The organism is Burkholderia sp. Cy-637, from assembly GCF_011753175.1.
Taxonomy (GTDB): domain Bacteria; phylum Pseudomonadota; class Gammaproteobacteria; order Burkholderiales; family Burkholderiaceae; genus Burkholderia; species Burkholderia gladioli.
This window is the reverse complement of record NZ_VWWC01000024.1, coordinates 32,024-52,814: the sequence shown is the minus strand read 5'-3', so window position 1 is coordinate 52,814 and position 20,791 is coordinate 32,024. Positions and strand designations below refer to the sequence as shown.

Sequence of the window (20,791 nt, the reverse complement as noted above, 5' to 3'; positions counted from 1 at the left end):
TGGGCACCAGTTCTTCACCGCCCAGGGCGAATCATGCAACTCGATCACGCGACCATCGTCACCGACCAGCTCGACAGCACCTGCCGCTTCCTGGCCGAGGTGGTCGGCCTGACGCGCGGCGCGCGTCCGCCGTTCGCGGTGGACGGCGGCTGGTTCTATGCCGCCGGCCGCCCGGTGATCCACGTGGTGCGCGCCACCGTGGCGGCCACGGCCGCGCGCAGCGTGCCGCGTATCGATCACGTCGCGCTGCGCATCGAGGATCGCGGCGAATGGCATGCCCTGGTCGAACGCCTGGACCATCGCGGCATCGGCTACCAGCTCAGCGAAGTGCCGCTGTCGAACGAGTTGCAGTTGTTCGTGGCGCTCGCGCCCGGCGTCGCCTTCGAATTCGTCACCGCGCTGGGCCCGGCCGCGTATTGAGCCCCGCGCAGGCCGCTTCCGTTTTCCCAAACCCGAATCCAGACCGATCCACTTCTCACCAGGAACACATCGATCATGAGCACTGCAGAACTTTTCAATCCCGCCAGACTGGCCGGTCGAGACACCGCCCACCGCATCGTGATGGCGCCGATGACGCGTGCCCGCAGCACCCAGCCCGGCGACATCCCGAACGCGATGAATGCGCGCTACTACGCGCAGCGCGCCTCGGCGGCGCTGATCGTGACCGAGGCCAGCCAGATCACGCCGCAGGGCAAGGGGTATTCGTTCACGCCCGGCATCCACAGCGATGCGCAGCGCGAAGGCTGGCGCCTGGTGACCGATGCCGTGCATGCCGAGGGCGGCCGCATCTTCCTGCAGCTGTGGCACGTCGGGCGCATGTCGCATCCCGATTTCCACGGCGGCGAACTGCCGGTGGCGCCCTCGGCGGTGCCCTTCGACGGCCAGATCTGGAAGGTCGATCCGGCCACCGGCATCGGCGCGATGGTGGAATGCCCGACGCCGCGCGAGCTGCGCCATGAGGAGATCCGGCAGATCGTGCAGGACTTCCGCCAGGCCGCGCGCAGGGCGATCGAGGCCGGCTTCGACGGCGTCGAGATCCACGGCGCGAACGGCTACCTGGTCGATCAGTTCCTGCGCACCACCTCGAACCGACGCGAGGACGAATACGGCGGCTCGCGCGAGAACCGCCTGCGCTTCCTGCAGGAGGTGGTCGACGCGGTGGCCGCGGAAGTGGGCGCCGAGCGCACCGCAATCCGCCTCGCGCCGTTCCTGACCGCGCGCGGCATGGCCTGCCCCGACATCCTGCCGACCATCCTCGACGCGGCGGCCTGGCTGCAGGCGCGCGGCATCGCCTACCTGCACCTGGTCGAGGCCGACTGGGACGATGCCCCGCAATTCACCGAAAGCTTCCGCCGCGAGATCCGCGAGCGCTTCGCGCGGCCGATCATCGTAGCGGGCAAGTACGACCTCGAGCGCGCCAACTGGGTGCTGGCGAACGGTTATGCCGATTTCATCGCGTTCGGACGCAAGTTCGTCGCCAATCCGGACCTGCCGCGACGGCTCGCCGAAGGCCTGCCGCTGGCCGATTTCGACGGCGCCACGCTGTTCGGCGGCGACGAGCGCGGCTACAGCGACTACCCGGCGCTGGCCCGCTGAGCGGCGCGCGGCTCTCGAATCACGATTCGCGAAGTTCACGAGCGATGGAACAAGGAGGGAATCCAGGATGAAAACCCGATCGATACCTGCCCGCGCGGGGCTGGCAGCCGCGGCCCTGGCGTTGACGACGACCTTCGCGTCGCCGGCCATCGCCGCCTCGAACGGCGACGATCAACTGGTGCAGCCCAGGCAGTTGATCGTCGACCATAGCCTGCCGCCGCAACAACTGGCCGCGCAGATTCGCGCGGCCCGGCTCTACGACACGTTCTGGACCACCGGCGACGAGGCACAGGCACGCGAGGCGCTTGCCCCCGACTTCATGGACCGCACCTTGCCGCCGGGTCGGCCGCAAGGCCTGGCCGGGCCGCTGGCGGCCTCGAAGGGGTTTCATGCCGCGGTGCCCGACGTGCATGCCGAGGTCGAGCAGATGATCGTGGCCGGTGACCGCGTGATCACGCACCTGCGCTTTCGCGGACACTTCAGCGGCAGCTTCCAGGGCATGCAGGGCAAGGGCCAGCCGGTCGACTTCATCGCCACCGACATCTACCGGATCCGCGACGGCCGGATCGCCGAGAACTGGCATCTGGAGGACAACCTGACGTTCCTGCGGCAACTGGGCGTCGTGAAGCCCTGAACCGGGGCGCATCGCGTGGGCGCCCGGGCGGGCGTCCATCGGCAATCATCGAAGGGAGGAAGGCATCATGAATTTCGACGGCAAGCAGGTACTGGTGGTGGGCGGCAGCTCGGGCATCGGCGAGGCGGCGGCGCGCGCCTTCGTCGAACGCGGCGCGACGGTGACCATCGTCTCGCGCGACAGCGGCAAGCTGGCCGCCAGCGCGGCGCGCATCGGCCAGGGCGTGCGCACCGGCGTGATGGACATCACCGACGAGGCGAGCGTGCGCGCCTTCCTCGATGCGGCGGGCGAGTTCGACCATGTGGTGGTGTCGGCGGCGCAGACGGCCACCGGCCCGGTGCGCGGTCTCGAACTGAAGGACGCGCAGGCCGCGATGGACAGCAAGTTCTGGGGCGCCTATCGCGTCGCGCGGGCGGCGCGGATCCGCGAGGGCGGCTCGCTCACGCTGGTTTCGGGTTTCCTCAGCGTGAGGCCGAGCAGCGCGTCGGTGCTGCAGGGGGCGATCAATGCCGCGCTCGAGGCGCTGGCTCGCGGCCTCGCGCTGGAGCTGTCGCCGGTGCGCGTCAATACCGTTTCGCCGGGGATGATCGCGACGCCGTTGTGGTCGAAGCTCGACGAGGCCGCGCGCGAGAAGATGTACGCGGGCGCGGCGGCGCGCCTGCCGGCGCGGCGCGTGGGGCAGCCGGAGGATGTCGCGAACGCGATCGTCTATCTCGCCGCGACGCCTTATGCGACCGGCTCGACCGTGCTGGTCGACGGCGGCGGCGCGATCGCCTGAGGCGAGGCAAGGGCGAAGGGCGGGCCGCGCATGAATGCGAGGCCCGCCCGATTTCTCCCGCGCGCCCGTTCGTGTGGCGCGCGCGTCGCGTTACCATGCCCCTGCCGCGCCGAAGCGCTGCGCGGCGCCGCCCGGGCGCTGTCGTGCCCGGCCCGATCACGCTCCCGCCATCACGCGACCCGCCAGCATGGACAATCTCGGCGACATCCGTCTCTTCGTGGAAGCCGCGAACCTCGGCAGCCTGTCGGCGGCCGGCCGCAAGCTCGGCCTCTCGCCGGCGGCGGCCAGCGCGCGGCTGATCAAGCTGGAGGGAGCGCTGAGCACGCAGTTGTTCGAGCGCTCGACGCGCAAGCTGCGCCTGACCGACGAGGGGCGGCTCTATCTCGCGCATTGCCAGCACGCGCTGCAGACGCTCGACGACGCGCGCAGCGCGCTGCAGCTCGGGCGCGCCTCGATCGGCGGCGCGCTGCGCGTGTCGGCGACCTCGGATTTCGGTCGCGTGGTGCTGCGCCGCTGGCTCGACGAATTCAACGACCTGCATCCGCAGGTGGCGCTGAGCCTGGTGCTGGCCGATTCGCTGTCGAACCTGCTGCACGACGACATCGACCTGGCGATCCGCTTCGGCGTGCCGGCCGACAGCGGCATGGTCGCCAAGCGCCTGGCCGACAACCGCCGCGTGCTGTGCGCCTCGCCCGCCTACCTGGCCGAGCATGGCGCGCCGCGCCATCCCGAGGAACTCGGCGAGCATCGTTTCGTGCTGCTCAGCTCCTCGGCGGGGGTGGCGAACCAGTGGAAGTTCTCGCGCGAGGGCGAGACGGTGCAGGTGAGCGCGCCGCTGGCGCGCGCCCGGCAGACCAACGACGGCGCGCTGGCGCGCGAATGGGCGATCGAGGGACGCGGTGCGGTGATGAAGTCGATCTGGGATGTGGGCGCGGATCTGCGCGCGGGGCGGCTGGTGATGCTGCTGCCCGAGTGGCGCTGCCCCGAGATGCCGGTGCACGCGTTGTTCCAGCGCAGCCAGTACCTGGCGCCGCGGGTGCGCGCGCTGCTCGACTTCCTGCAGGAACGGTTCGGCGAGGCCGCCGAGGAGATCGCGCCGTTCCTGCGTTGAGCGGCGCGCCGCGGCGTCGGCGCCGAAGCGCCCGGGCCTACCTGGTGACGGCGAACAGCGTCAGGTTCATGAAGATCTTGAAGGCGTAGCCGAGCGCGACCGCGCCGGCCACGCCGCCCATCCAGAGCAGGACGAACCACAGCCAGCCCGGCAGTCGGCGCTTGCCGCCGGCTGCGGCGGCGCGGTGTTCAGTGGTGGTAGTAGTGCTGGTCTTCATGGCGGATCTTGCCCCGGAATACCCAGTAGCCCAAGGTCGTGTAGGCGATGATGATCGGGATGATCACGGCCGCGCCGACCAGGGTGAAGACCTGGCTCGAATGCGGCGCGGCCGCCTGCCAGATCGTGACGCTGCGCGGGATCGCATACGGGAACAGGCTCACCAGCAGGCCGATGTAGCCGAGCGCGACGATCGCCAGCGCGAGCACGAAGGGCAGCGTATCACGGCGCTGGCGCACCGCGCGAACCATCCAGGCCCCGCAGGCCACCACCAGGAACGGCACCGGCATCAGGTAGACGAACAGGCCCGAGCCGAACCAGCGCTGCGCCACGGCGGGCTCCTGCAGCGGCGTCCACAGGCTGACGATGCCGATCAAGGCCAGCAGCACCAGGGTCAGCGGCAGCACCACGCGATGCAGGCGGCGCTGCAGGTCGCCCTCGGTCTTCGCCACCAGCCAGCAGCAGCCGAGCAGCGCGTAGGTGGCCACCAGGCCCAGCCCGGTCAGCAGCGAGAAGGCGCTGAGCCAGCCGAACGGGTCGCCGGCGAACTGGCCGTCGCGCACCGGGATGCCCTGCAGGTAGGCGCCCAGCGCGATGCCCTGGAAGAAGGTCGCGCCGGCCGAGCCGCCGATGAAGGCCAGGTCCCACAGATGCTTGGTGCGGCGCGCCTTGGCGCGCAGCTCGAAGGACACGCCGCGGAAGATCAGGCAGACCAGCATGAAGATCAGCGGCAGGTAGAGCCCCGACAAGACCGTCGAGTAGACGACGGGGAAGGCCGCGAACAGCCCGGCACCGCCCAGCACCAGCCAGGTCTCGTTGCCGTCCCAGACCGGCGCGACGGTGTTCATCATCAGGTCGCGCTCGCGTTCGTCGGGAAAGAAGGGGAAGACGATGCCGATGCCGAGGTCGAAGCCGTCGAGCACCACGTACATGAAGAGGCCGAGCGCGATGATCGCTGCCCAGATGACGGTGATGTCCATGATGGTTCCTTGTGCGTGTTCTGTCGTGGCCGAGGCGTTCAGGCCGCGTCGATCATCTGCTCGGGCGCGGACAGCGGGCGGCGGCCCGATTGCTCGCCGTGGCGCTTGCCGCCGTCGTCGCCGTGCGGGCCTTGCGGCGCATCCGGCAGCGCCGGGCCGGCATTGATCAGCTTCAGCAGGTAGTAGATGCCGGTGCCGAACACCAGGAAGTAGACGCAGATGAAGGTCAGCAGCGACAGCCCGACCTGCTGCGTGGTCAGCGGCGAGGCGGCGTTGGCGGTGCGCATCACGCCGTACACGACCCAGGGCTGGCGGCCGGCCTCGGTGGTGATCCAGCCGGCCAGCAGCGTGATGAAGCCGGTCGGCCCCATCACCAGCGCGAGCTTGTGGAACCAGCGCGCCTCGTAGAGGCGGCCGCGGCGGCGCAGCAGCCAGCCGGCCAGTGCCAGGCCGATCATCGCGAAGCCCAGGCCGACCATCACGCGGAAGGTCCAGAACACCAGGGTCGAGTTCGGCCGGTCCTCGGCCGGGAAGCTCTTCAGGCCGCGGATCTCGCCGTCCCAGCTGTGCGTGAGGATCAGGCTGCCGAGGTGCGGCACCTTGAGCGCGTAATGGGTGGTTTCGGCCTGCATGTCGGGGATGCCGAACAGGTTCAGCGCGGTGCCGCCCTGCTCGGTTTCCCACAGGCCCTCGATCGCGGCGATCTTGGCCGGCTGGTACTTGAGCGTGTTGATGCCATGCTGGTCGCCGACCACCGCCTGGATCGGCGCGAGGATCAGCAGCAGCCCCAGCGCCATCGAGAACATGGTGGTGACGGTCTTGTCGCGGCGGCCCTTGAGCAGGTGCCAGGCGCCCGTGGCGGCCACCACCAGCGCGGCGACGATGAAGGCCGCGATCGCCATGTGGGCGAGCCGGTACGGGAACGAGGGATTGAAGATGATCTTGAGCCAGTCGGTCGGCACCACGCGGCCGTCGACGATCTCGAAACCCTGCGGGGTCTGCATCCAGCTGTTGGAGGCGAGGATCCAGAAGGTCGAGATCAGGGTGCCGATCGCCACCATCAGGGTCGCGCCGAAGTGGGCGCGCGGGCTCACGCGGTTCCAGCCGAACAGCATGATGCCGAGGAAGCCGGCCTCGAGGAAGAAGGCGGTCATCACCTCGTACATCAGCAGCGGGCCGGTGACGGCGCCGGCGAAGCTAGAGAAGCCGCCCCAGTTGGTGCCGAACTCGTAGCTCATCACCACGCCCGATACCACGCCCATCCCGAAGGCCACCGCGAAGATCTTCGACCAGTAGAGGCAAAGCGTCTTGTAGTGCGGCTCGCCGGTCTTCAGCCATCGATACTCGAGTACCGCGATGAAGCTCGCGAGGCCGATGCTGAGGGCGGGGAAGACGATGTGGAACGAGACCGTGAAGGCGAACTGCAGGCGGGCCAGATCCAGGGCAGACAGGGCGGTTTCCATGAGCGTGTGACCGATCGTGCGACGGCCGCGGGCGGGTGCCGGGCGGCCCTCCCTTCGCCGCGCGATACGTCGCGGCACCGGGGATGTGGGCAGTATCGGGATCGCGATTCCTCGGTGAAATGTGCCAACTCGTCGCACTTTGCGCGCGCAGTTTTCCTGCTCTCGATCAATATCGAGATAACGCTTTGATAAGCATCAAAAAAATGGCGGCCGATCAGCGAGGGCTTGGGTGCGGTGGCGCGCCGCACCTGCGGCAATCAACCGCTATATCCGGGAGGGTGGAGGGGCAAGGCGCGAGGCTGCGACAGCGCGGCATCGGGCGAGCCATATGCAGTGCGAAGCGGCGGCGGCGGGCGGGTATTTTCGCTTGCCTGTCGTATCGCTTCCACTGCGCTGACGAAGCCGCCGAGCTGGCATGCCAGGTCGCCTTCCCAAATATTTCCGCGCGTTACCGGGTAATGCGGATCGAACGATGAAAGACCGTTCCGCCATCATCTCGACACGCTTGTAACGACCGGCAAAATCCTTGCGCAGACTCGTAATTGAAGTCGCGGCACGCGCGAGTAGCGTCTCGGGTATCGACAATCGCGGGGCCAGTGCCCCGTGTATCCCGGAGCGTGAAGTGAGCAAACTGAAGATCGTGCTCGGCGTCGCGGCGATCGCCGCCGTGACCGCCACGAGTGCCGCCCATGCGGCGCGGGTGGGAGTGTTCATCGGCCCAGGCTGGGGTCCCGGCTGGGGGCCGTATTGGGGGCCGCCGCCCATCTACTACGCGCCGCCGCCGCTGGTCGCGGTGCCGGTCGAGCCGGCGCCGCCGCCCGAGTATGTCGAGCAGGGCCAGCCCGAACCGGCGCCGCCGCCGCCCGAGGCCGGCGCGCCGCCGCTGCAGCCGGGTTATTGGTATTACTGCAACGCCTCGCGTCGCTACTACCCCTATGTGAAGACCTGTTCGTCGGGCTGGCGTGAAGTGCCGGCCCGGCCGCCGCAATGATGACGAGGCGAGCCATGAGATTCGAAATTCGCAATGGCGGGCGCTGGGCGTTCGCCGCGGCCGGCGTCGGCTTGCTGAGCGCCTGCGCGGTGATGCCGCCCGGACCCAGCGTGATGGCCTTGCCCGGCACCGGCAAGAGCTTCGACCAGTTCCAGGTCGACGACGGCAACTGCCGTCAGTACGCCGCCAACCAGGTCGGCGGCGTGTCGGCCAACCAGGCGGCCACCGCGAGCGCGGTCGGCAGCGCGGCGATCGGCACCGCGCTCGGCGCGGCGGCCGGCGCAGCCTTCAACGGCGGACGCGGCGCGGCGGTCGGCGCGGGTGCCGGCCTGTTGGCGGGCAGCGTGGTCGGCATGGGCACCGCGCAGGGCTCGGCTTACGACGTGCAGCGTCGCTACGACTACGCGTACATGCAATGCATGTACGCGGCCGGCGATCGCGTGCCGGTGCCGGGCCGCGTGCGCGACGGGGCCTATGGTGGCAACGGCGGTGGCTATGGTGGCGGCGCGTATGGCGGACCGCCGCCGAACGCGGGCTACCAGGGCGGTGCTTATGGCGGCAATCGCGGATATACGCCGCCTCCGCCGCCCGACATGCCGCCACCGGATTGATTGACCTGTCGCATGACCCAGCATGATGTGATGCATGCGCGCCGCGCATCGCATCACATCGCGTCGAATCGCTGCGGCGGGTTCGACGGCATCATGCGGGGCGACGCATCTCGCATCGTCACGCGCTTTCCTCCGACCACGACAAGCGACGATACCCTCGACGAGGCACCTCGTCCGAGCGCTTCCACGCATTTCCCCGCCTCTTCATCTCCCCTCGGTAATTTTTCGTAATCCGGTCTTTTATCGTGCCGGCATTAGCTTCTCACGCTAGTAATCACGAACTTCGAGATTTCGGCGAGAGGCCTTCGCAAGGTCCCGCGACCTATCGTGTCGAATTTCGGAACGCATGTATGGTTTATGTCTTCTTTCCGGGAATATCAGTTGCGCGCGCAACTGATATTGCAACCCATTCGCATTTTTCGCCATCATCCATCCCGCCGGCTTGCCAATTTCCGCTGAAGCCTGGGCAGTCGTGAGCGCATGCGGATGGCCACGAATCCGATAAACCTCGGGATAAACCATGCATATGCAATGTTTTCGAAGCACGGGTTGGCTCCGACCCCGAGGGTTCGCACGTCAAGACTTTGATCAAGCTCAAGTTGTCTGCAAATAAGGAGCTTTAGCGTAAGGGGCACGTGTCGATATTGCGGGTATTCGTAGGCGGGAACGCGCCGTGCGTCCGCTCACGGTATCGTGCGGCGTCGATGCGCTGCGCGGCCCGACGTTTTGAATCGGTGCACCTCCGGTGCGGGCGGATGCACTGCGATCGTGCGAGGGCCGGCGTGGCGCGGTTCGAATCGGCCGGCATTTTTGGCGGCAGCGGCTAATCCTCGTTTCACACATTTCACGGTTTTGGTAACGGTTATTTACAGTCGTATATGGGAAAAGCCGGGACGATCGATTACCATTTTTTAATCAACTAATTTCCGAGAGATGCTCCGCGAGATGGAAGATTCATCGACACCTCCATTGAAACTGGTAGGCCTCACCACGCGGCTCTATACGCGCGTCGTCGACAGGCCCTTGCGCGAACTCGGTTTCGCGCTCAGCCAGGTCCCGGTGCTGGGCCTTTTGAAGGTTTCCGGTGCCTTGTCGCAGGCCGAGCTTGCCCGGCGCATGCAGGTCGAGCAGCCGAGCATGGCGCAGTTGCTCAACCGCATGGAGCGCGACGGCCTGGTATGTCGCGTGCCCGATCCGGCCGACAAGCGCAGCCGCCTGATCTCCCTGACCGAGGATGCGATGCGCAAGCTGCCCGAGGGCAAGGCCGTGCTCGACGAGGCCGGGCGCATCGCGCTCGACGGCTTCAGCGAGGACGAGCGCGCGCAGCTCGCCACCCTGCTATGCCGCGTCAACGCGAATCTCGAACGCGCGGTGCAGGCCGATGGCACGGGCCGCGACCTGCATGTCTGTTGCGAGGAAAACGCCTGATCGTTCGCGATCGCCGGTTTCATCGCGAGGGATACCGGTCTGTATTGTTTCTGGGTTCACTGCCCGTTTTCATGCCTCGGCACGCAAGCGCGCAGTGAATTGCGTACACTCGGATTTTTTCCAGGTTCACGCGTCGGCGATGCCGACGCTTCTCCGAGGACGCCCCGATGATCGATCTACGTAGCGATACCGTGACTCGCCCGAGCCAGCCGATGCTGGCCGCGATGACTGCCGCCGAACTCGGCGACGACGTCTGGGGCGATGATCCGACCGTCGCACGATTGCAGGCCGCGGTGGCCGAGCGGGCCGGCAAGGAAGCCGGCCTGTTCTTTCCGAGCGGCACGCAGAGCAATCTCGCGGCGCTGATGGCCCATTGCGGGCGCGGCGACGAATACCTGGTCGGCCAGCAGGCTCATACCTACAAATATGAAGGCGGCGGCGCGGCGGTGCTCGGCAGCATCCAGCCGCAACCGATCGACAATGCCGCCGACGGCACGCTGCCGCTCGAGCGGATCGCCGCCGCGATCAAACCCATCGACAACCACTTCGCGCGTACGCGCCTGCTCGCGCTCGAGAACACCATCGGCGGCAAGGTGCTGCCGGCCGGTTATGTCGACGAGGCCACCGCGCTGGCGCGCGGCAAGGGCCTGGCCACTCACCTGGACGGCGCGCGCGTGTGCAATGCGGCGGTGGCGAGCGGCAAGCCGCTCGCGGCGCTGTGCGCGCCGTTCGACACCATCTCGATCTGTTTCTCGAAGGGGCTCGGCGCACCGGTCGGCTCGGTACTGGTGGGCAGCCGCGCGCTGCTGGAGAGCGCCGCGCGCTGGCGCAAGGTGCTCGGCGGCGGGATGCGCCAGTCGGGCGTGTTGGCGGCAGCCTGTCTGTACGCGCTCGACCATCATGTCGAGAGCCTCGCCGAGGATCACGCGAACGCCGCGCGCCTGGGCGAGGGCCTGGCGCGCATCGAGCAGGTGAAGGTGCTCTCGCAGGCCACCAACATGGTGTTCGCGCAATTCCCCGAGGCCGACTGCGCGCCGCTCGAAGCCTGGCTGAAGGCACGCGGGATTCTCACGCAGATGCTCTATGCCTCGCGCTTCGTCACGCATCGCGACGTGTCGGGCGATGATATCGATACCTTCGTCGAGGCGGTGGGCGCGTACTTCGCGCAGAAGGGGCGCGGCTGAGCGATGCGCTTCGCGGCCCGTGCGCGATGCGCGGGCCGTTGCGTTGCCCTGCCGCTTTCCCGATCCCGCTTCCTATTCGCCTCCACCGGCCCCTCAGGCCGGCACCATCACCGGCGGCGCCCCGTCGCCCGTCTCGACCATCTTCACCGCGAAACCGAAACAGCGCTCGATCAGCGCCGGCCGCATCACCTCGGCCGGCGTGCCTTCGGCCAACACCTCGCCGTCGGCCAGCAGCGCGACGCGATCGGCATGGCGCGCGGCCAGGTTCGGATCGTGGACGATCGTCAGCACGCCGAGCCGCCAGTCGCGCGCCAACTCGCGCACCGTGCCGAGCAGATGGTGCTGGTGCGCAAGGTCGAGCGCCGCGGTCGGCTCGTCCAGCAGCAGATAGCGCGGCGCGGCGCCGGCGTCCCGCGCGTCGTGCTCGGGCCAGAGCTGCGCGAGCACGCGCGCGAATTGCACGCGCGCAAGCTCGCCGCCCGACAGGGTCGTCACGTCGCGGCCGGCCAGTGCGCCGGCGCCGGCCAGCACCATCGACTCGCGCACGATCTCGTGGTCGCGCGCGGCGATCGCGCCGGCGCGTCGCGTATGCGGATAACGCCCGAGCATCACCAGTTCGTCGGCGACGAAGGGAAAGGCCGGCTGCGCGGCTTGCGGCAGCACCGCGCGCAGGCGCGCCAGCGCGGCGGCGCTGAGATGCTCGAGCGCTTCGCCGTTCAGCGTCACGCGCCCGCCCAGGCGCACCTGGCGCGCGGCGCCCGCGCCGTGGAATTCACCGGCCAGGGCCTTGAGCAAGGTGCTCTTGCCGGCGCCGTTGCGGCCCAGCAAGGCGGTCACGGCGCCCGGCACGAGCCGCAGCGAGAGCCCGCGCAGCACTTCGGTGCGGCCGCGGGCGATGGAGAGACGATCGGCGATCAGCATGGGAGGACTCGAAGTGCGCCGCGTCAGCCGCCGAGCGCGTCGCGGCTCTTGCGCAGCAGCGCGAGAAAGAACGGCGCGCCGATCAGCGCGGTCAGGATGCCGAGCGGAATCTCGACGGGCGCGACCACGGTGCGCGCGACCAGGTCGGCCACCACCACCAGCAGCGCGCCGAGCAGGGCCGCGCCCGGCATCACCACGCGCTGGTCGGGCCCGCAGACGAGCCGCACGCAATGCGGCGCGACCAGGCCGATGAAGCCGATCACGCCGGTGCAGGAAACCAGCGCGCCGATGCCGAGCGCGGTGGCGATCAGCACGCCGCGCTTGACGCGCTGCACCGGCACGCCCAGGTGCAAGGCCTCCGCCTCGCCGAGCTGCAGGGCATTGAGCGCGTCGCGTTCGCGAGCGAGCCAGGCGGTGCCGGCCAGCGCCAAGGGCGCTACCGCCGCCAGCGTCGACCATTGCGCGCCGCCCACGCTGCCGAGGCTCCAGAAGGTCAGCGAGCGCAGTTGCGCGTCGCTGGCGATATAGGTGAGCAGGCCGATCGCCGCGCCGGCCAGTGCATTGATCGCGATGCCGGCCAGCAACAGCAGCGGCAGCGCGAGCCGGCCGCGCGTGGCGGCGAGCCGATAGACCAGCGCGGCCACCGTCAGCGCGCCGGCGAACGCGGCCAGCGGCAGCCAGCCGGCCGGAATGGTTGTGGACGCAAGCATCGGGCCGAGCACGATCAGGCCGGCCGCGCCAAGGGCCGCGCCGCTCGATACGCCGACCAGGCCAGGATCCGCGAGCGGATTGCGGAACAGCGCCTGCATCGCCGCGCCGGCCGTGCCGAAACCGATGCCGACCAGGGCCGCGAGCACCACGCGCGGCGCGCGGATCTCGAGCAGGACCGCGCGCGCCTGCTGCAGCGAGGCATCGGGCGCGAACAGCGCGGCCAGCAGTTGCGCGGGCGTCAGGCGGTAGGCGCCGATGCAGCAGGCAGCCAGCATCGCGAGCAGCAGCGCGACGGCGGTGGCGGCCAGCATCGCGCGCGCGATCGTGCGACGCCGCGCGATCGCCGAGGTGCCGGCGTGAGCGGCCGGGCGGCTGCCGGCGAGCGTGGAGAGGCCGGACATCAGGTGGTGGTCGGATCGGTGACGACAGCGGTCGAGGCATCGCGCCCCTGGCCGGTGGTCGCGCTGGACGAGGCGCCGCCGGCCTCGAGCGGATCCTGATGCACATCGACCGCGAAGGCGGAGCCGGAAGCGGAGTTCGCCGCGGCGGTGCCGGGCTGCTGGAGGTCGAAGGCGCCGGCCGGCGCCACGCGGCGCAGTCGGCGGAACAGCGGATGTCGGTGCATGGGATCTCCCGTTGAGGCGTCGAGCTTGGCTGGCTCGGTGGCAGATCCACCTGGCTGGCGTGCCGCCGGCCTGCCGGGCCGGCGAAAGACAGTCGTAAAGCTGCGATCTTAGATGAGAATGATTATCAGTACAACGCCGGATAACCGTATTTCGTGGGCAAAGGCACGAGTTGATCGACTTGATGAGCAACTAACGGTCAGTCGCGATGCACCACTTCAAGCCGGGGCGCGGCCTGGCGCCAGCCCGTCGTCCCCGTTGCCGTCCAGCCGGCAAGGACGGGGAAAATGCCGGGCATAAACGAAGATAAGCGGACGTAAACGACACATGGCCCGGATCGCTCCGGGCCATGCAAAGGCAAAACCAAACCGCTCACGCGGTCAATCGAGCCCGCAGGCCCGACGTTCCGGCCTATTTCGCGGCCGCCGCCGTGGCGGCCGGCTGCGCGGCCTTGGCGTCGCGCACCACCTGGGCGACCCGTTCGACGAACTCGCGCTCGACGCTGACCACGGCCTCGCGCTTGCCCTCGGCGGTATCGACCATCAGCCGGTAGGTGACGTCCTGGGTGATCCAGGTCAGGTAGCCGACCACGGCCAGCATCGCGCCGACGACGATGCCGCCGCTGACGGCATAGACCGCGCCGGCCGCGATCGCGGCCACGCCGATCAGCGAGATCAGGATCGGCACGACCGCGTTCTTGTTGACGGTGACCACGGCCAGGTCGCGAATCTCGCGCAGCGGGAACACCAGCCCGGCGCAGGACAGGCCGTTGCGGGTCACGCTGACGCCACGTTCGTTGAATGCGTTTTCCATGGATGAGATGCGTAGCGGAAAACGGGGAGGGTAGCAGAATTCCCGCCGCGCCTGCCCGTGACGGCCGGCTGGCGGGATGATGACGATCAGGAAACCTGAATGCCGCGCGGCCGCGAACGACGCGTCAGAACAGCGAGGCGCCGTCCTCGTAGAGCCGGCCCGGCACGTGCGAGGCGACCGCCTCGGCGATCTGCTCGTCGGTGCTTTCGGCGGGGACGATGCGTCGTCGCGCGGGAGCGTCGAGGTGCATGGTCCACTCGACCAGCCGATAAGGTCGGCCCCAGGGACGTTGCATGGCCACCGAGACGCGGCAGCTCTGGACCGGGAACGCGTGCTCGCGCGTCAGAATCGTGGGGAGGTGGCTGAAAACAATATCTTCGATCATCGTTTCCTCCGGTCCTGTCTCGTCCGGTGGCGGCTGCCGCCCGGCATACGATCAAAAAAAAAGCCGCCGATGCTCAGGCGGCCAACAGGGGGGGTGAGAGGATGCTCTCAATCCAGAATTAAATGAAACTTAAAAGACGAAAAAAAACGCCCCGCCGGATGGCGGGGCGTTTCTGCCGTAGTGTCTTCGCGAGTGAAGCGCTTGCTTAGAACTTGTGGCGGATGCCGACGCGAGCAGCGATCTGGTTCTTCGAACCCGTGCCCGACGTGTTGAAGTAGCTGGTGCTCGAGCCGATCTGCGCTTGCACGCCCTTGCCCGAAGCCTGCTGGTAGACAGCCAGGGCATACACGTCGGTACGCTTGGACAGCGCGTAGTCGACCGTGCCGTTGACCTGGTTCCAGTGGTACGAGTTGCTGCCTTGCGTGGCGCTCGAGTACGTGTAGCCGACAGCGCCCGACAGGGCCGGCGTCAGCGCGTACTTCAGGCCTGCTTCGTACGCGTTGTACTTGGTGCCGGCCAGGTTGATCGCGTCGAACTGCGTGTTCGTCCACAGCAGCCATGCCGTTGCCGGGCCCCAGATGTAGCGGCCGCCGACGCCGAACGTGCGCAGGTCACGCACCGTGCCCGTGCCGATGTTGGCGATCGTCGTCGAGAACGACGGCGTTGCCTGGCCCGGGAAGCGGATGTCCGTGTAGGCCGCGCCGATCGATGCCGGGCCGTTCGCGTAGTTCACGCCGAAGCTGTAGGCGCGCGACGAGCCCGCCGTGGTGGTCGTGCCGACCGTCGTCGAGTTCGCGCCGGCGAACGCGCCAGCCTGGTTCGAGAAGCCGTACAAGGCGCCGAACGTGAAGCCGTAGTAGTTCGCGCTCTGGTACTTGACCGAGTTGTTGATGCGGCTCGAGGTCAGCTGGTCGATGTCGTTGACGTGGTAAGCGTAGTTACCGACGACCGTGTTGCCACCCGTCGAGTAGTTCGAACCGAGGATGTCGGTCGAGAACGAGTACTGGCGGCCGAACGTGACCGTGCCGTATTGCGTCTGGCTCAGGCCGACGTAGGCTTGACGGCCGAACAGCGCGCCGCCCTGGCCCAGCGTGCCGTTGCCGCTGTTGAAGCCGTTTTCGAGCACGAAGATCGCCTTCAGGCCACCACCGAGGTCTTCCGTGCCGCGCAGGCCCCAACGGCTGCCCTGGGCAACGCCGTCGTCGTACTTGAACAGCTTGTCCGAACCGCCGGCGGCGTTCTTGCTGTGGTTAACGTAGCTGATACCGGCGTCGATGATCCCGTACAGCGTGACGCTGCTTTGTGCGTGGGCAGCGCTGGCCGTGGCGGCGAGCACGGCGATGGTCAACAGTTTCTTGTTCAAGGCAATCTCCGAGCGAAATAAGGTTGTGCGGTTCCGCGCTCTTGAAGGCGTTTGGAAGGAACGGACCGCACTTTATCGGCGGGGCAGGTAATGAATGTGACAGTGATTGTCATAGTTCAGAATGTAGCGCCCGCACCACAGCAGACGATATGACGGTTGCGCCCGCAATCGATATGACGATTCCGCGTTTGCTTTTCGCGCAACAGCATCGATGCCCATCAGCAATGCTTGGTTGGACCGACCGGCCGGTCATGCGAGCATGCGCCGCTCGTTCATGACAGAAGAGGGGATCGCAATGCGGCGTTTTTCGGGGTGGTTCGCGCAGGTTTCGCGTCTTGCCGTGGTCGGCGGGACCTTGTCGGTCGCGCTGATGTCGGCGGCCCGGGCGGATGGCACGCCGCTGCGGATCGGCACCATGAGCGGACCGGATGCGCAGATCTGGACGGAAGTAGCGAAAGTGGCCGCTCACGACGGATTGCCGATCAAGGTGATCGAATTCAACGATTACGTGCAGCCGAACGCGGCGCTCGACTCGGGCGATCTCGACGCCAACGGCTTCCAGCACCAGCCCTTCCTCGACAGCCAGATCAAGCAGCGCGGCTACAGGATCGTCAGCGTCGGGCTGACCTATACCGCGCCGATGGGCTTCTATTCACGGAAGATCAAGTCGCTGAAGGACCTGCCGGTGGGCGCCAAGGTCGGCATCCAGAACGACCCCTCGAACGGCAACCGAGCCTTGCTGCTGCTGCAGAAGTACGGCGTCATCAAGCTGAAACCGGGCGTCGGCAGCAACGGCGTGAACGCCACGCCGCTGGACGTGGCCGAGAACCCGAAGAAGATCCGCATCGTCGAGCTCGATTCGGCCCAGTTGCCGCGCGCGCTGCCCGACCTGGACGCCGCCTCGATCAATACCGACTACGCGGTCAAGGCGGGCCTCACGCCGGTCAAGGACGCGATCGCGATCGAGGATCTCAAGGGCCCCTACGCGAACCTGATCGCGGTGCGCGCGCAGGATCGCGACAAGCCCTGGGTGAAGAAGCTGGTGGCGGCCTACGAATCGGACGACGTGCGCAAGTTCATCGACGCGAAGTTCAACGGCGCGATCGTGCCGGCGTTCTGAGCGGCTGGCTTGCCGGGCAAGGCCGGCAGGGGAAAGCGGCCCGAGTGACGGGCCGCGACGGGGAGGATCGACCGTGGGTCATGACGGCCGTCCGCGCGTAGCGACGCGTTGCCGGCCGTTTTGCATCGCGGCCGCCGAGGATGGCGGCAAACCCGGGCGCGAGAGGCTGCCGGAGCTCAGGCCGACAGCAGCGAGCCGCTGCGGAACGGCGTATTGCCGGCGATCCGCGCCACTTCCATGCCGGCGGTGGCGAAGCGCACCACCTGGCGCGCATAGAGCACGCCGCGCACGCTGGCCTTCAGCGTGACCACCCGGTCGGTCAGCGGATCGACGATATCGGCGATCTCCTGGCCCGGCTCCACCACGATGCCCACCGGCGTGCGGAACACCAGCACGCCCGATACCGGCGCCACCAGCGGCTCGGTGCCGGCCAGCGGGGTGGCGGGATGGGCCAGCGGCGGCAGCGGCGCCGGCGTGCCGTCGATCGAGCCGCGCAGGGTCAGGTAATCGACGATCGCCTGCGCGTCGCGCTCGGCGAATTCGTAGGACACGTCGCGCTCGCTGCGCAGCTCGACCGTCACCGAGATCGCGCCGTTCGGGATCGGGAAGCGGCTGCCGAAGCGCTCGCGCAGCTCCGACCAGCAGAAGCTGTGCACCTCGTCGAACGGGTTGCCGACCGAATTGAGCGCGAGCAGCGAGGCCTGGGCGTCCAGGTAGCGCGCCAGCGGCTCGACGTCCTCCCACAGATCGGGGTTCGTATAGAGATGCATCACGGCGTCGTTGTCGCAATGCAGGTCGAGCACCACGTCGGCGTCGAACGACAGGCGCTGCAGCGCGAGCCGCTGCGATTCGAGCTCGGTGCGCGGTTTCTGCTCGTCGAGCGCCTCGCGCACCGCCGCGCGCACGGCCAGCAGGTTCTGCGCCGCGTCCTTGCCCAGCCGGCCCTCGATGCGCGGCATCACCAGCGCGGCCAGGTCATGGAAGTTGCGGTTGAAGTTCTGCATGGTGTTCAGTTCGAAGCGGCCGAGATGGTCGCCGAACACGTGCTGGGACAGGCCGATCGGGTTCGGCACCGGCACCACCACGATTTCGTCGCGCAGCCGCCCGGCCGCCTCGAGCGCGGCGAAATGGCGGCGCAGCAGGGTCGCGACGAGCATGCCGGGCAGTTCGTCGGCATGCAGCGACGACTGGATATAGACCTTCTTCCCGCTGCGCGGACCGTAATGGAAGCTGGTGATGTGGCGTTCGGTGCCGAGCGCGGGGGAAATCAGCGGATGGGTCAGCGTTTGCATGATCGGGGGGCGGGCGGCCTGGGCCGCCGAGCGGAGTCGTCAGGAACGGGGAAACGACGATTGTACGTTGCGCGCGGCAAGCGGGGGCGCCGGGCGGACGATCCCGGCCCGGCGGCCCGGGCGCGCGCTCGCGCGGGCACCTGCCGCACCAATGACAACGGGCCCCGAAGGGCCCGTCGGCTGCCGCGTCGCGGCGGGATTTACTTGCCGTAGACGTCGAAATCGAAGTACTTCTTGGCGATCTTGTCGTACGTGCCGTCCTTGCGCATCGCGGCGATCGCGCCGTCGATCTTCGCCTTCAGGTCGGTGTCTTCCTTGCGCAGGCCCACGCCGGCGCCTTCGCCGAGCGTCTTCGGATCGTCGATGTCGCCACCGGCGAACGCATAGCCCTTGCCGCGCGGCGTCTTCAGGAAGCCGATCTCGGCCTGCACGGCATCCTGCAGCGTGGCGTCGAGGCGGCCCGACAGCAGGTCGGCGTAGACCTGGTCCTGGTTCTGGTAAGGCACCACCGTCACGCCCTTGGGCGCCCAGTAGGTCTTCGCGTAGGTTTCCTGGATCGTGCCCTGCTCGACGCCCACCGTCTTGCCCTTGAGCGAATCGGCGGTCGGCAGCAGCTTGGCGCCGGACTTGGTGACCAGGCGCGTCGGCGTGTTGAACAGCTTGGCCGAGAAGGCGATCTGTTCGGCGCGCTGCGGGGTCATCGACATCGACGACAGCACGCCGTCGAACTTGCGAGCCTTCAGCGCCGGGATCATCCCGTCGAAGTCGTTTTCGACCCACACGCACTTCGCGGCGATGCGGCGGCAGATTTCGTTGCCCAGGTCGACGTCGAAGCCGACCAGCTTGCCGTCCGCGCCCTTCGATTCGAACGGCGGGTAGCTCGCGTCGACGCCGAAGCGGACCGTCGACCAGTCTTTTGCGTAGGCGCCGCCTGCCGACACGGCAAGCAGGGCAACCGTCAGGGCCGCCAGAACTTTTTTCACTATGACTCCTCGTTGTACGGTGGTTTGCGCGCGGTCGTGCCGCAGTGCGCTCCGCCCGGTGCGGCTGCTGCCGGGCTGACTGGAAACGCCCGCCCGATGCGGACGAGCGTTCGCGGAACATTATCAAGACAAAAAGCCCAGCGGGTGCCTAGTGGAAGCCCGGATAGCGGGACGCGCCCGCGAGAGGCGGTTTTTATTGAGGTTTTCGAAAGAATGTAAGGAAGCTTTCGGTAATTGATGCCGAAACCGGTTTCGGCGCGAGCGCGTGCACCGCGCGGGTGCATGGCTCGTAGTTCGGCCTTCAGCCCAGCGTATCGGCCGCCGCCTGCTTCAGGCAGGCGATGAACTGCGTGACGGCCGGCGTCGGCAGCAGGTCGCGGCGCGACAGGATCGACAGTTCGTAGTTCGGCAGCGTCTCCTCGACGGCGGCGATGCGGATTCCCAGCGGCGCGACCATCTCGGCCAGCGGCTTGGTGAAGCAGCCGATCACGTCCGAGCGCGACACCAGGCCGAGCGTGACCGAGAACGAGGAGGGCGCGCGCAGCAGGCGGCGGGGCAGCGGCAGCCCGTGGGTGGTGAACATCGCCATCATGACGCTGTGCGGAAAATCCTCGGCGTCCACCGTCACGATCCATTCGGCGTCGAGCAGCTCGGCGAGGCTGCGTGCCTTGGCGAGCGGATGGCCGGCGCGCATCACGATCACGAATTCGGTGGACAGCAGCGGCGTCTGCACGAACTCGCGATCGAGCGCCGGGATGTGATGGATCGCGGCCAGGTCGAGCGTGCCGTTGCCGAGCTGCGTCATGGCCTCGGGCACCGACAGCTCGGCCAGGTGCAACTGCACGCTCGGCATGGTGGCGCGGAATTTCTGCACCGCGCGCGGCAGCGCGGTCAGCGCGATCGAGGGCATGGTGGCGACCGCCACGCGCCCCGACATTTCGCCCTTCACCTGCTCGACCGCCTCCACCGCGCGGCGCATGTCGCCGAGCAACTGCTCGGCGCGCGGCAGCAGGGCATGGCCGCAGGCGGTCAGCTCGACGCCGCGCACGCTGCGCACCATCAGCTCGGCGTTCAGCGCGTGCTCGATCTCGCGGATCGTGTGCGTGATCGCCGGCTGCGTGACGCCGAGCTCGCGCGCGGCGGCGCGCAGGCTGCGATGATGCGCGGCGGCCACGAAGGCCTGCAACTGCGCGAGATTAAGAGGATTGCGAATACGGGTCATCGAGGCGGTCCGGAGTGAAGACATCACGCGAGCATCATGGCGCATCGCGCCGCGATTTGGTTGCGCGCGGGAACATATTGCCGTGCGGCAAGCGCAACGCGAGGCGATCCGAGCGGCGACGGATCGGCCGGCCAGGGCATCAAGGCGAGCAATGATCGCGGCGCGCGACGCCGTCATTGTTGCGGCGATTGTTGCCCCTCGCAATGCAATGCTGGGCAGGCGCGCCCGCCTCGCGGCACGATTTCGCCGGATCCGTCATGCTGCACGTCCGTGCTTCGTTGCACCGTCGATCGTGCTTTGATGCATCGCCGCAAAACCTCGACCCTCATCGTTTCGACATGAAGCGCGGCTACGCTGCGCGGCACG

General features: G+C 68.0%; 23 protein-coding genes. 11 read left to right on the top strand and 12 right to left on the bottom strand.

The genetic code is table 11. The annotated features are described in order from the left end of the window. Positions 1-33: 33 nt before the first annotated feature. From F3J10_RS09950 to F3J10_RS09930, 5 genes are all read left to right on the top strand, one after another. Positions 34-420 (top strand): VOC family protein, encoded by a 387-nt coding sequence (locus F3J10_RS09950; RefSeq protein ID WP_167241974.1) that lies wholly within the window; start codon positions 34-36, stop codon positions 418-420. Between the two features lie 75 nt (positions 421-495). Continuing rightward, positions 496-1,596: an alkene reductase gene (locus F3J10_RS09945; RefSeq protein WP_167241973.1), complete on the top strand. Its 1,101-nt coding sequence runs from the start codon at positions 496-498 to the stop codon at positions 1,594-1,596. 67 nt (positions 1,597-1,663) lie between these two features. After that, positions 1,664-2,230, top strand: coding sequence for an ester cyclase (locus F3J10_RS09940; RefSeq protein ID WP_167241972.1), 567 nt, complete (start codon positions 1,664-1,666; stop codon positions 2,228-2,230). A gap of 67 nt (positions 2,231-2,297) precedes the next feature. Then, positions 2,298-3,008 (top strand): SDR family oxidoreductase, encoded by a 711-nt coding sequence (locus tag F3J10_RS09935; protein ID WP_029950627.1) that lies wholly within the window; start codon positions 2,298-2,300, stop codon positions 3,006-3,008. Between the two features lie 187 nt (positions 3,009-3,195). Beyond that, positions 3,196-4,119, top strand: coding sequence for a LysR family transcriptional regulator (locus F3J10_RS09930; RefSeq protein WP_166912710.1), 924 nt, complete (start codon positions 3,196-3,198; stop codon positions 4,117-4,119). A 37-nt stretch (positions 4,120-4,156) separates the two neighbouring features. Here the strand turns inward: F3J10_RS09930 and F3J10_RS09925 are convergent, their stop codons facing one another. The 3 genes from F3J10_RS09925 to F3J10_RS09915 are packed head-to-tail and all read right to left on the bottom strand — an operon-like array spanning position 4,157 to position 6,778. After that, positions 4,157-4,336: a hypothetical protein gene (locus F3J10_RS09925; protein WP_025099359.1), complete on the bottom strand. Its 180-nt coding sequence runs from the start codon at positions 4,334-4,336 to the stop codon at positions 4,157-4,159. Then, entirely contained in the window at positions 4,308-5,315 is a 1,008-nt protein-coding gene (gene cydB, locus F3J10_RS09920; protein WP_013691586.1) for a cytochrome d ubiquinol oxidase subunit II, read from the bottom strand. The genes F3J10_RS09925 and cydB overlap by 29 nt, the downstream gene beginning before the upstream one ends. Positions 5,316-5,353: 38 nt before the next feature. Further along, on the bottom strand, positions 5,354-6,778 hold the full coding sequence (locus F3J10_RS09915) for a cytochrome ubiquinol oxidase subunit I (RefSeq protein WP_013691585.1): 1,425 nt from the start codon (positions 6,776-6,778) through the stop codon (positions 5,354-5,356). A 622-nt stretch (positions 6,779-7,400) separates the two neighbouring features. Between F3J10_RS09915 and F3J10_RS09910 the strand changes: the two genes are divergently transcribed. From F3J10_RS09910 to ltaE, 5 genes are all read left to right on the top strand, one after another. Further along, positions 7,401-7,769: a hypothetical protein gene (locus tag F3J10_RS09910; protein WP_013691584.1), complete on the top strand. Its 369-nt coding sequence runs from the start codon at positions 7,401-7,403 to the stop codon at positions 7,767-7,769. Positions 7,770-7,783: 14 nt separating this feature from the next. Beyond that, positions 7,784-8,380 (top strand): YMGG-like glycine zipper-containing protein, encoded by a 597-nt coding sequence (locus F3J10_RS09905; RefSeq protein ID WP_167241971.1) that lies wholly within the window; start codon positions 7,784-7,786, stop codon positions 8,378-8,380. A 12-nt stretch (positions 8,381-8,392) separates the two neighbouring features. Continuing rightward, positions 8,393-8,611: a hypothetical protein gene (locus tag F3J10_RS09900; protein ID WP_167241970.1), complete on the top strand. Its 219-nt coding sequence runs from the start codon at positions 8,393-8,395 to the stop codon at positions 8,609-8,611. 738 nt (positions 8,612-9,349) lie between these two features. Continuing rightward, positions 9,350-9,808 carry a MarR family transcriptional regulator gene (locus F3J10_RS09895; protein ID WP_227742705.1) on the top strand — a complete coding sequence of 153 codons (459 nt, stop codon included), beginning with the start codon at positions 9,350-9,352 and terminating at the stop codon, positions 9,806-9,808. A gap of 167 nt (positions 9,809-9,975) precedes the next feature. Continuing rightward, complete coding sequence (ltaE, locus tag F3J10_RS09890) at positions 9,976-10,992, top strand: low-specificity L-threonine aldolase (protein ID WP_103693638.1); 1,017 nt, start codon at positions 9,976-9,978, stop codon at positions 10,990-10,992. Positions 10,993-11,085: 93 nt separating this feature from the next. Here ltaE and F3J10_RS09885 read toward each other — a convergent pair whose 3' ends face one another. The 6 genes from F3J10_RS09885 to F3J10_RS09860 form a co-directional block, all read right to left on the bottom strand. Further along, positions 11,086-11,913, bottom strand: coding sequence for a heme ABC transporter ATP-binding protein (locus tag F3J10_RS09885; protein WP_167241969.1), 828 nt, complete (start codon positions 11,911-11,913; stop codon positions 11,086-11,088). A gap of 23 nt (positions 11,914-11,936) precedes the next feature. After that, on the bottom strand, positions 11,937-13,025 hold the full coding sequence (locus F3J10_RS09880) for an iron ABC transporter permease (protein ID WP_167241968.1): 1,089 nt from the start codon (positions 13,023-13,025) through the stop codon (positions 11,937-11,939). Further along, positions 13,025-13,249 carry a hypothetical protein gene (locus F3J10_RS09875; protein WP_167241967.1) on the bottom strand — a complete coding sequence of 75 codons (225 nt, stop codon included), beginning with the start codon at positions 13,247-13,249 and terminating at the stop codon, positions 13,025-13,027. The genes F3J10_RS09880 and F3J10_RS09875 overlap by 1 nt, the downstream gene beginning before the upstream one ends. A 409-nt stretch (positions 13,250-13,658) precedes the next feature. Beyond that, positions 13,659-14,060 (bottom strand): DUF6232 family protein, encoded by a 402-nt coding sequence (locus F3J10_RS09870; protein ID WP_025099352.1) that lies wholly within the window; start codon positions 14,058-14,060, stop codon positions 13,659-13,661. A 124-nt stretch (positions 14,061-14,184) separates the two neighbouring features. Next, on the bottom strand, positions 14,185-14,445 hold the full coding sequence (locus F3J10_RS09865; protein WP_025099351.1) for a DUF2866 domain-containing protein: 261 nt from the start codon (positions 14,443-14,445) through the stop codon (positions 14,185-14,187). Positions 14,446-14,650: 205 nt separating this feature from the next. After that, a complete protein-coding gene (locus tag F3J10_RS09860) occupies positions 14,651-15,808 on the bottom strand; it encodes a porin (RefSeq protein ID WP_025099350.1) in 1,158 nt (385 codons plus the stop codon). A 259-nt stretch (positions 15,809-16,067) separates the two neighbouring features. Between F3J10_RS09860 and F3J10_RS09855 the strand changes: the two genes are divergently transcribed. Further along, positions 16,068-16,928, top strand: a complete 861-nt coding sequence (locus tag F3J10_RS09855) for a MetQ/NlpA family ABC transporter substrate-binding protein (protein WP_084152529.1) — start codon at positions 16,068-16,070, stop codon at positions 16,926-16,928. Between the two features lie 176 nt (positions 16,929-17,104). Here the strand turns inward: F3J10_RS09855 and F3J10_RS09850 are convergent, their stop codons facing one another. The 3 genes from F3J10_RS09850 to F3J10_RS09840 form a co-directional block, all read right to left on the bottom strand. Continuing rightward, entirely contained in the window at positions 17,105-18,220 is a 1,116-nt protein-coding gene (locus F3J10_RS09850) for a succinylglutamate desuccinylase/aspartoacylase family protein (protein ID WP_013691574.1), read from the bottom strand. Positions 18,221-18,420: 200 nt separating this feature from the next. Continuing rightward, the gene (locus F3J10_RS09845) at positions 18,421-19,203 is read right to left on the bottom strand and encodes an ABC transporter substrate-binding protein (protein WP_025099348.1); all 783 of its coding nucleotides are present in this window, start codon (positions 19,201-19,203) and stop codon (positions 18,421-18,423) included. A gap of 301 nt (positions 19,204-19,504) precedes the next feature. After that, positions 19,505-20,425: a LysR substrate-binding domain-containing protein gene (locus tag F3J10_RS09840; protein ID WP_167233025.1), complete on the bottom strand. Its 921-nt coding sequence runs from the start codon at positions 20,423-20,425 to the stop codon at positions 19,505-19,507. Positions 20,426-20,791: the final 366 nt, after the last annotated feature.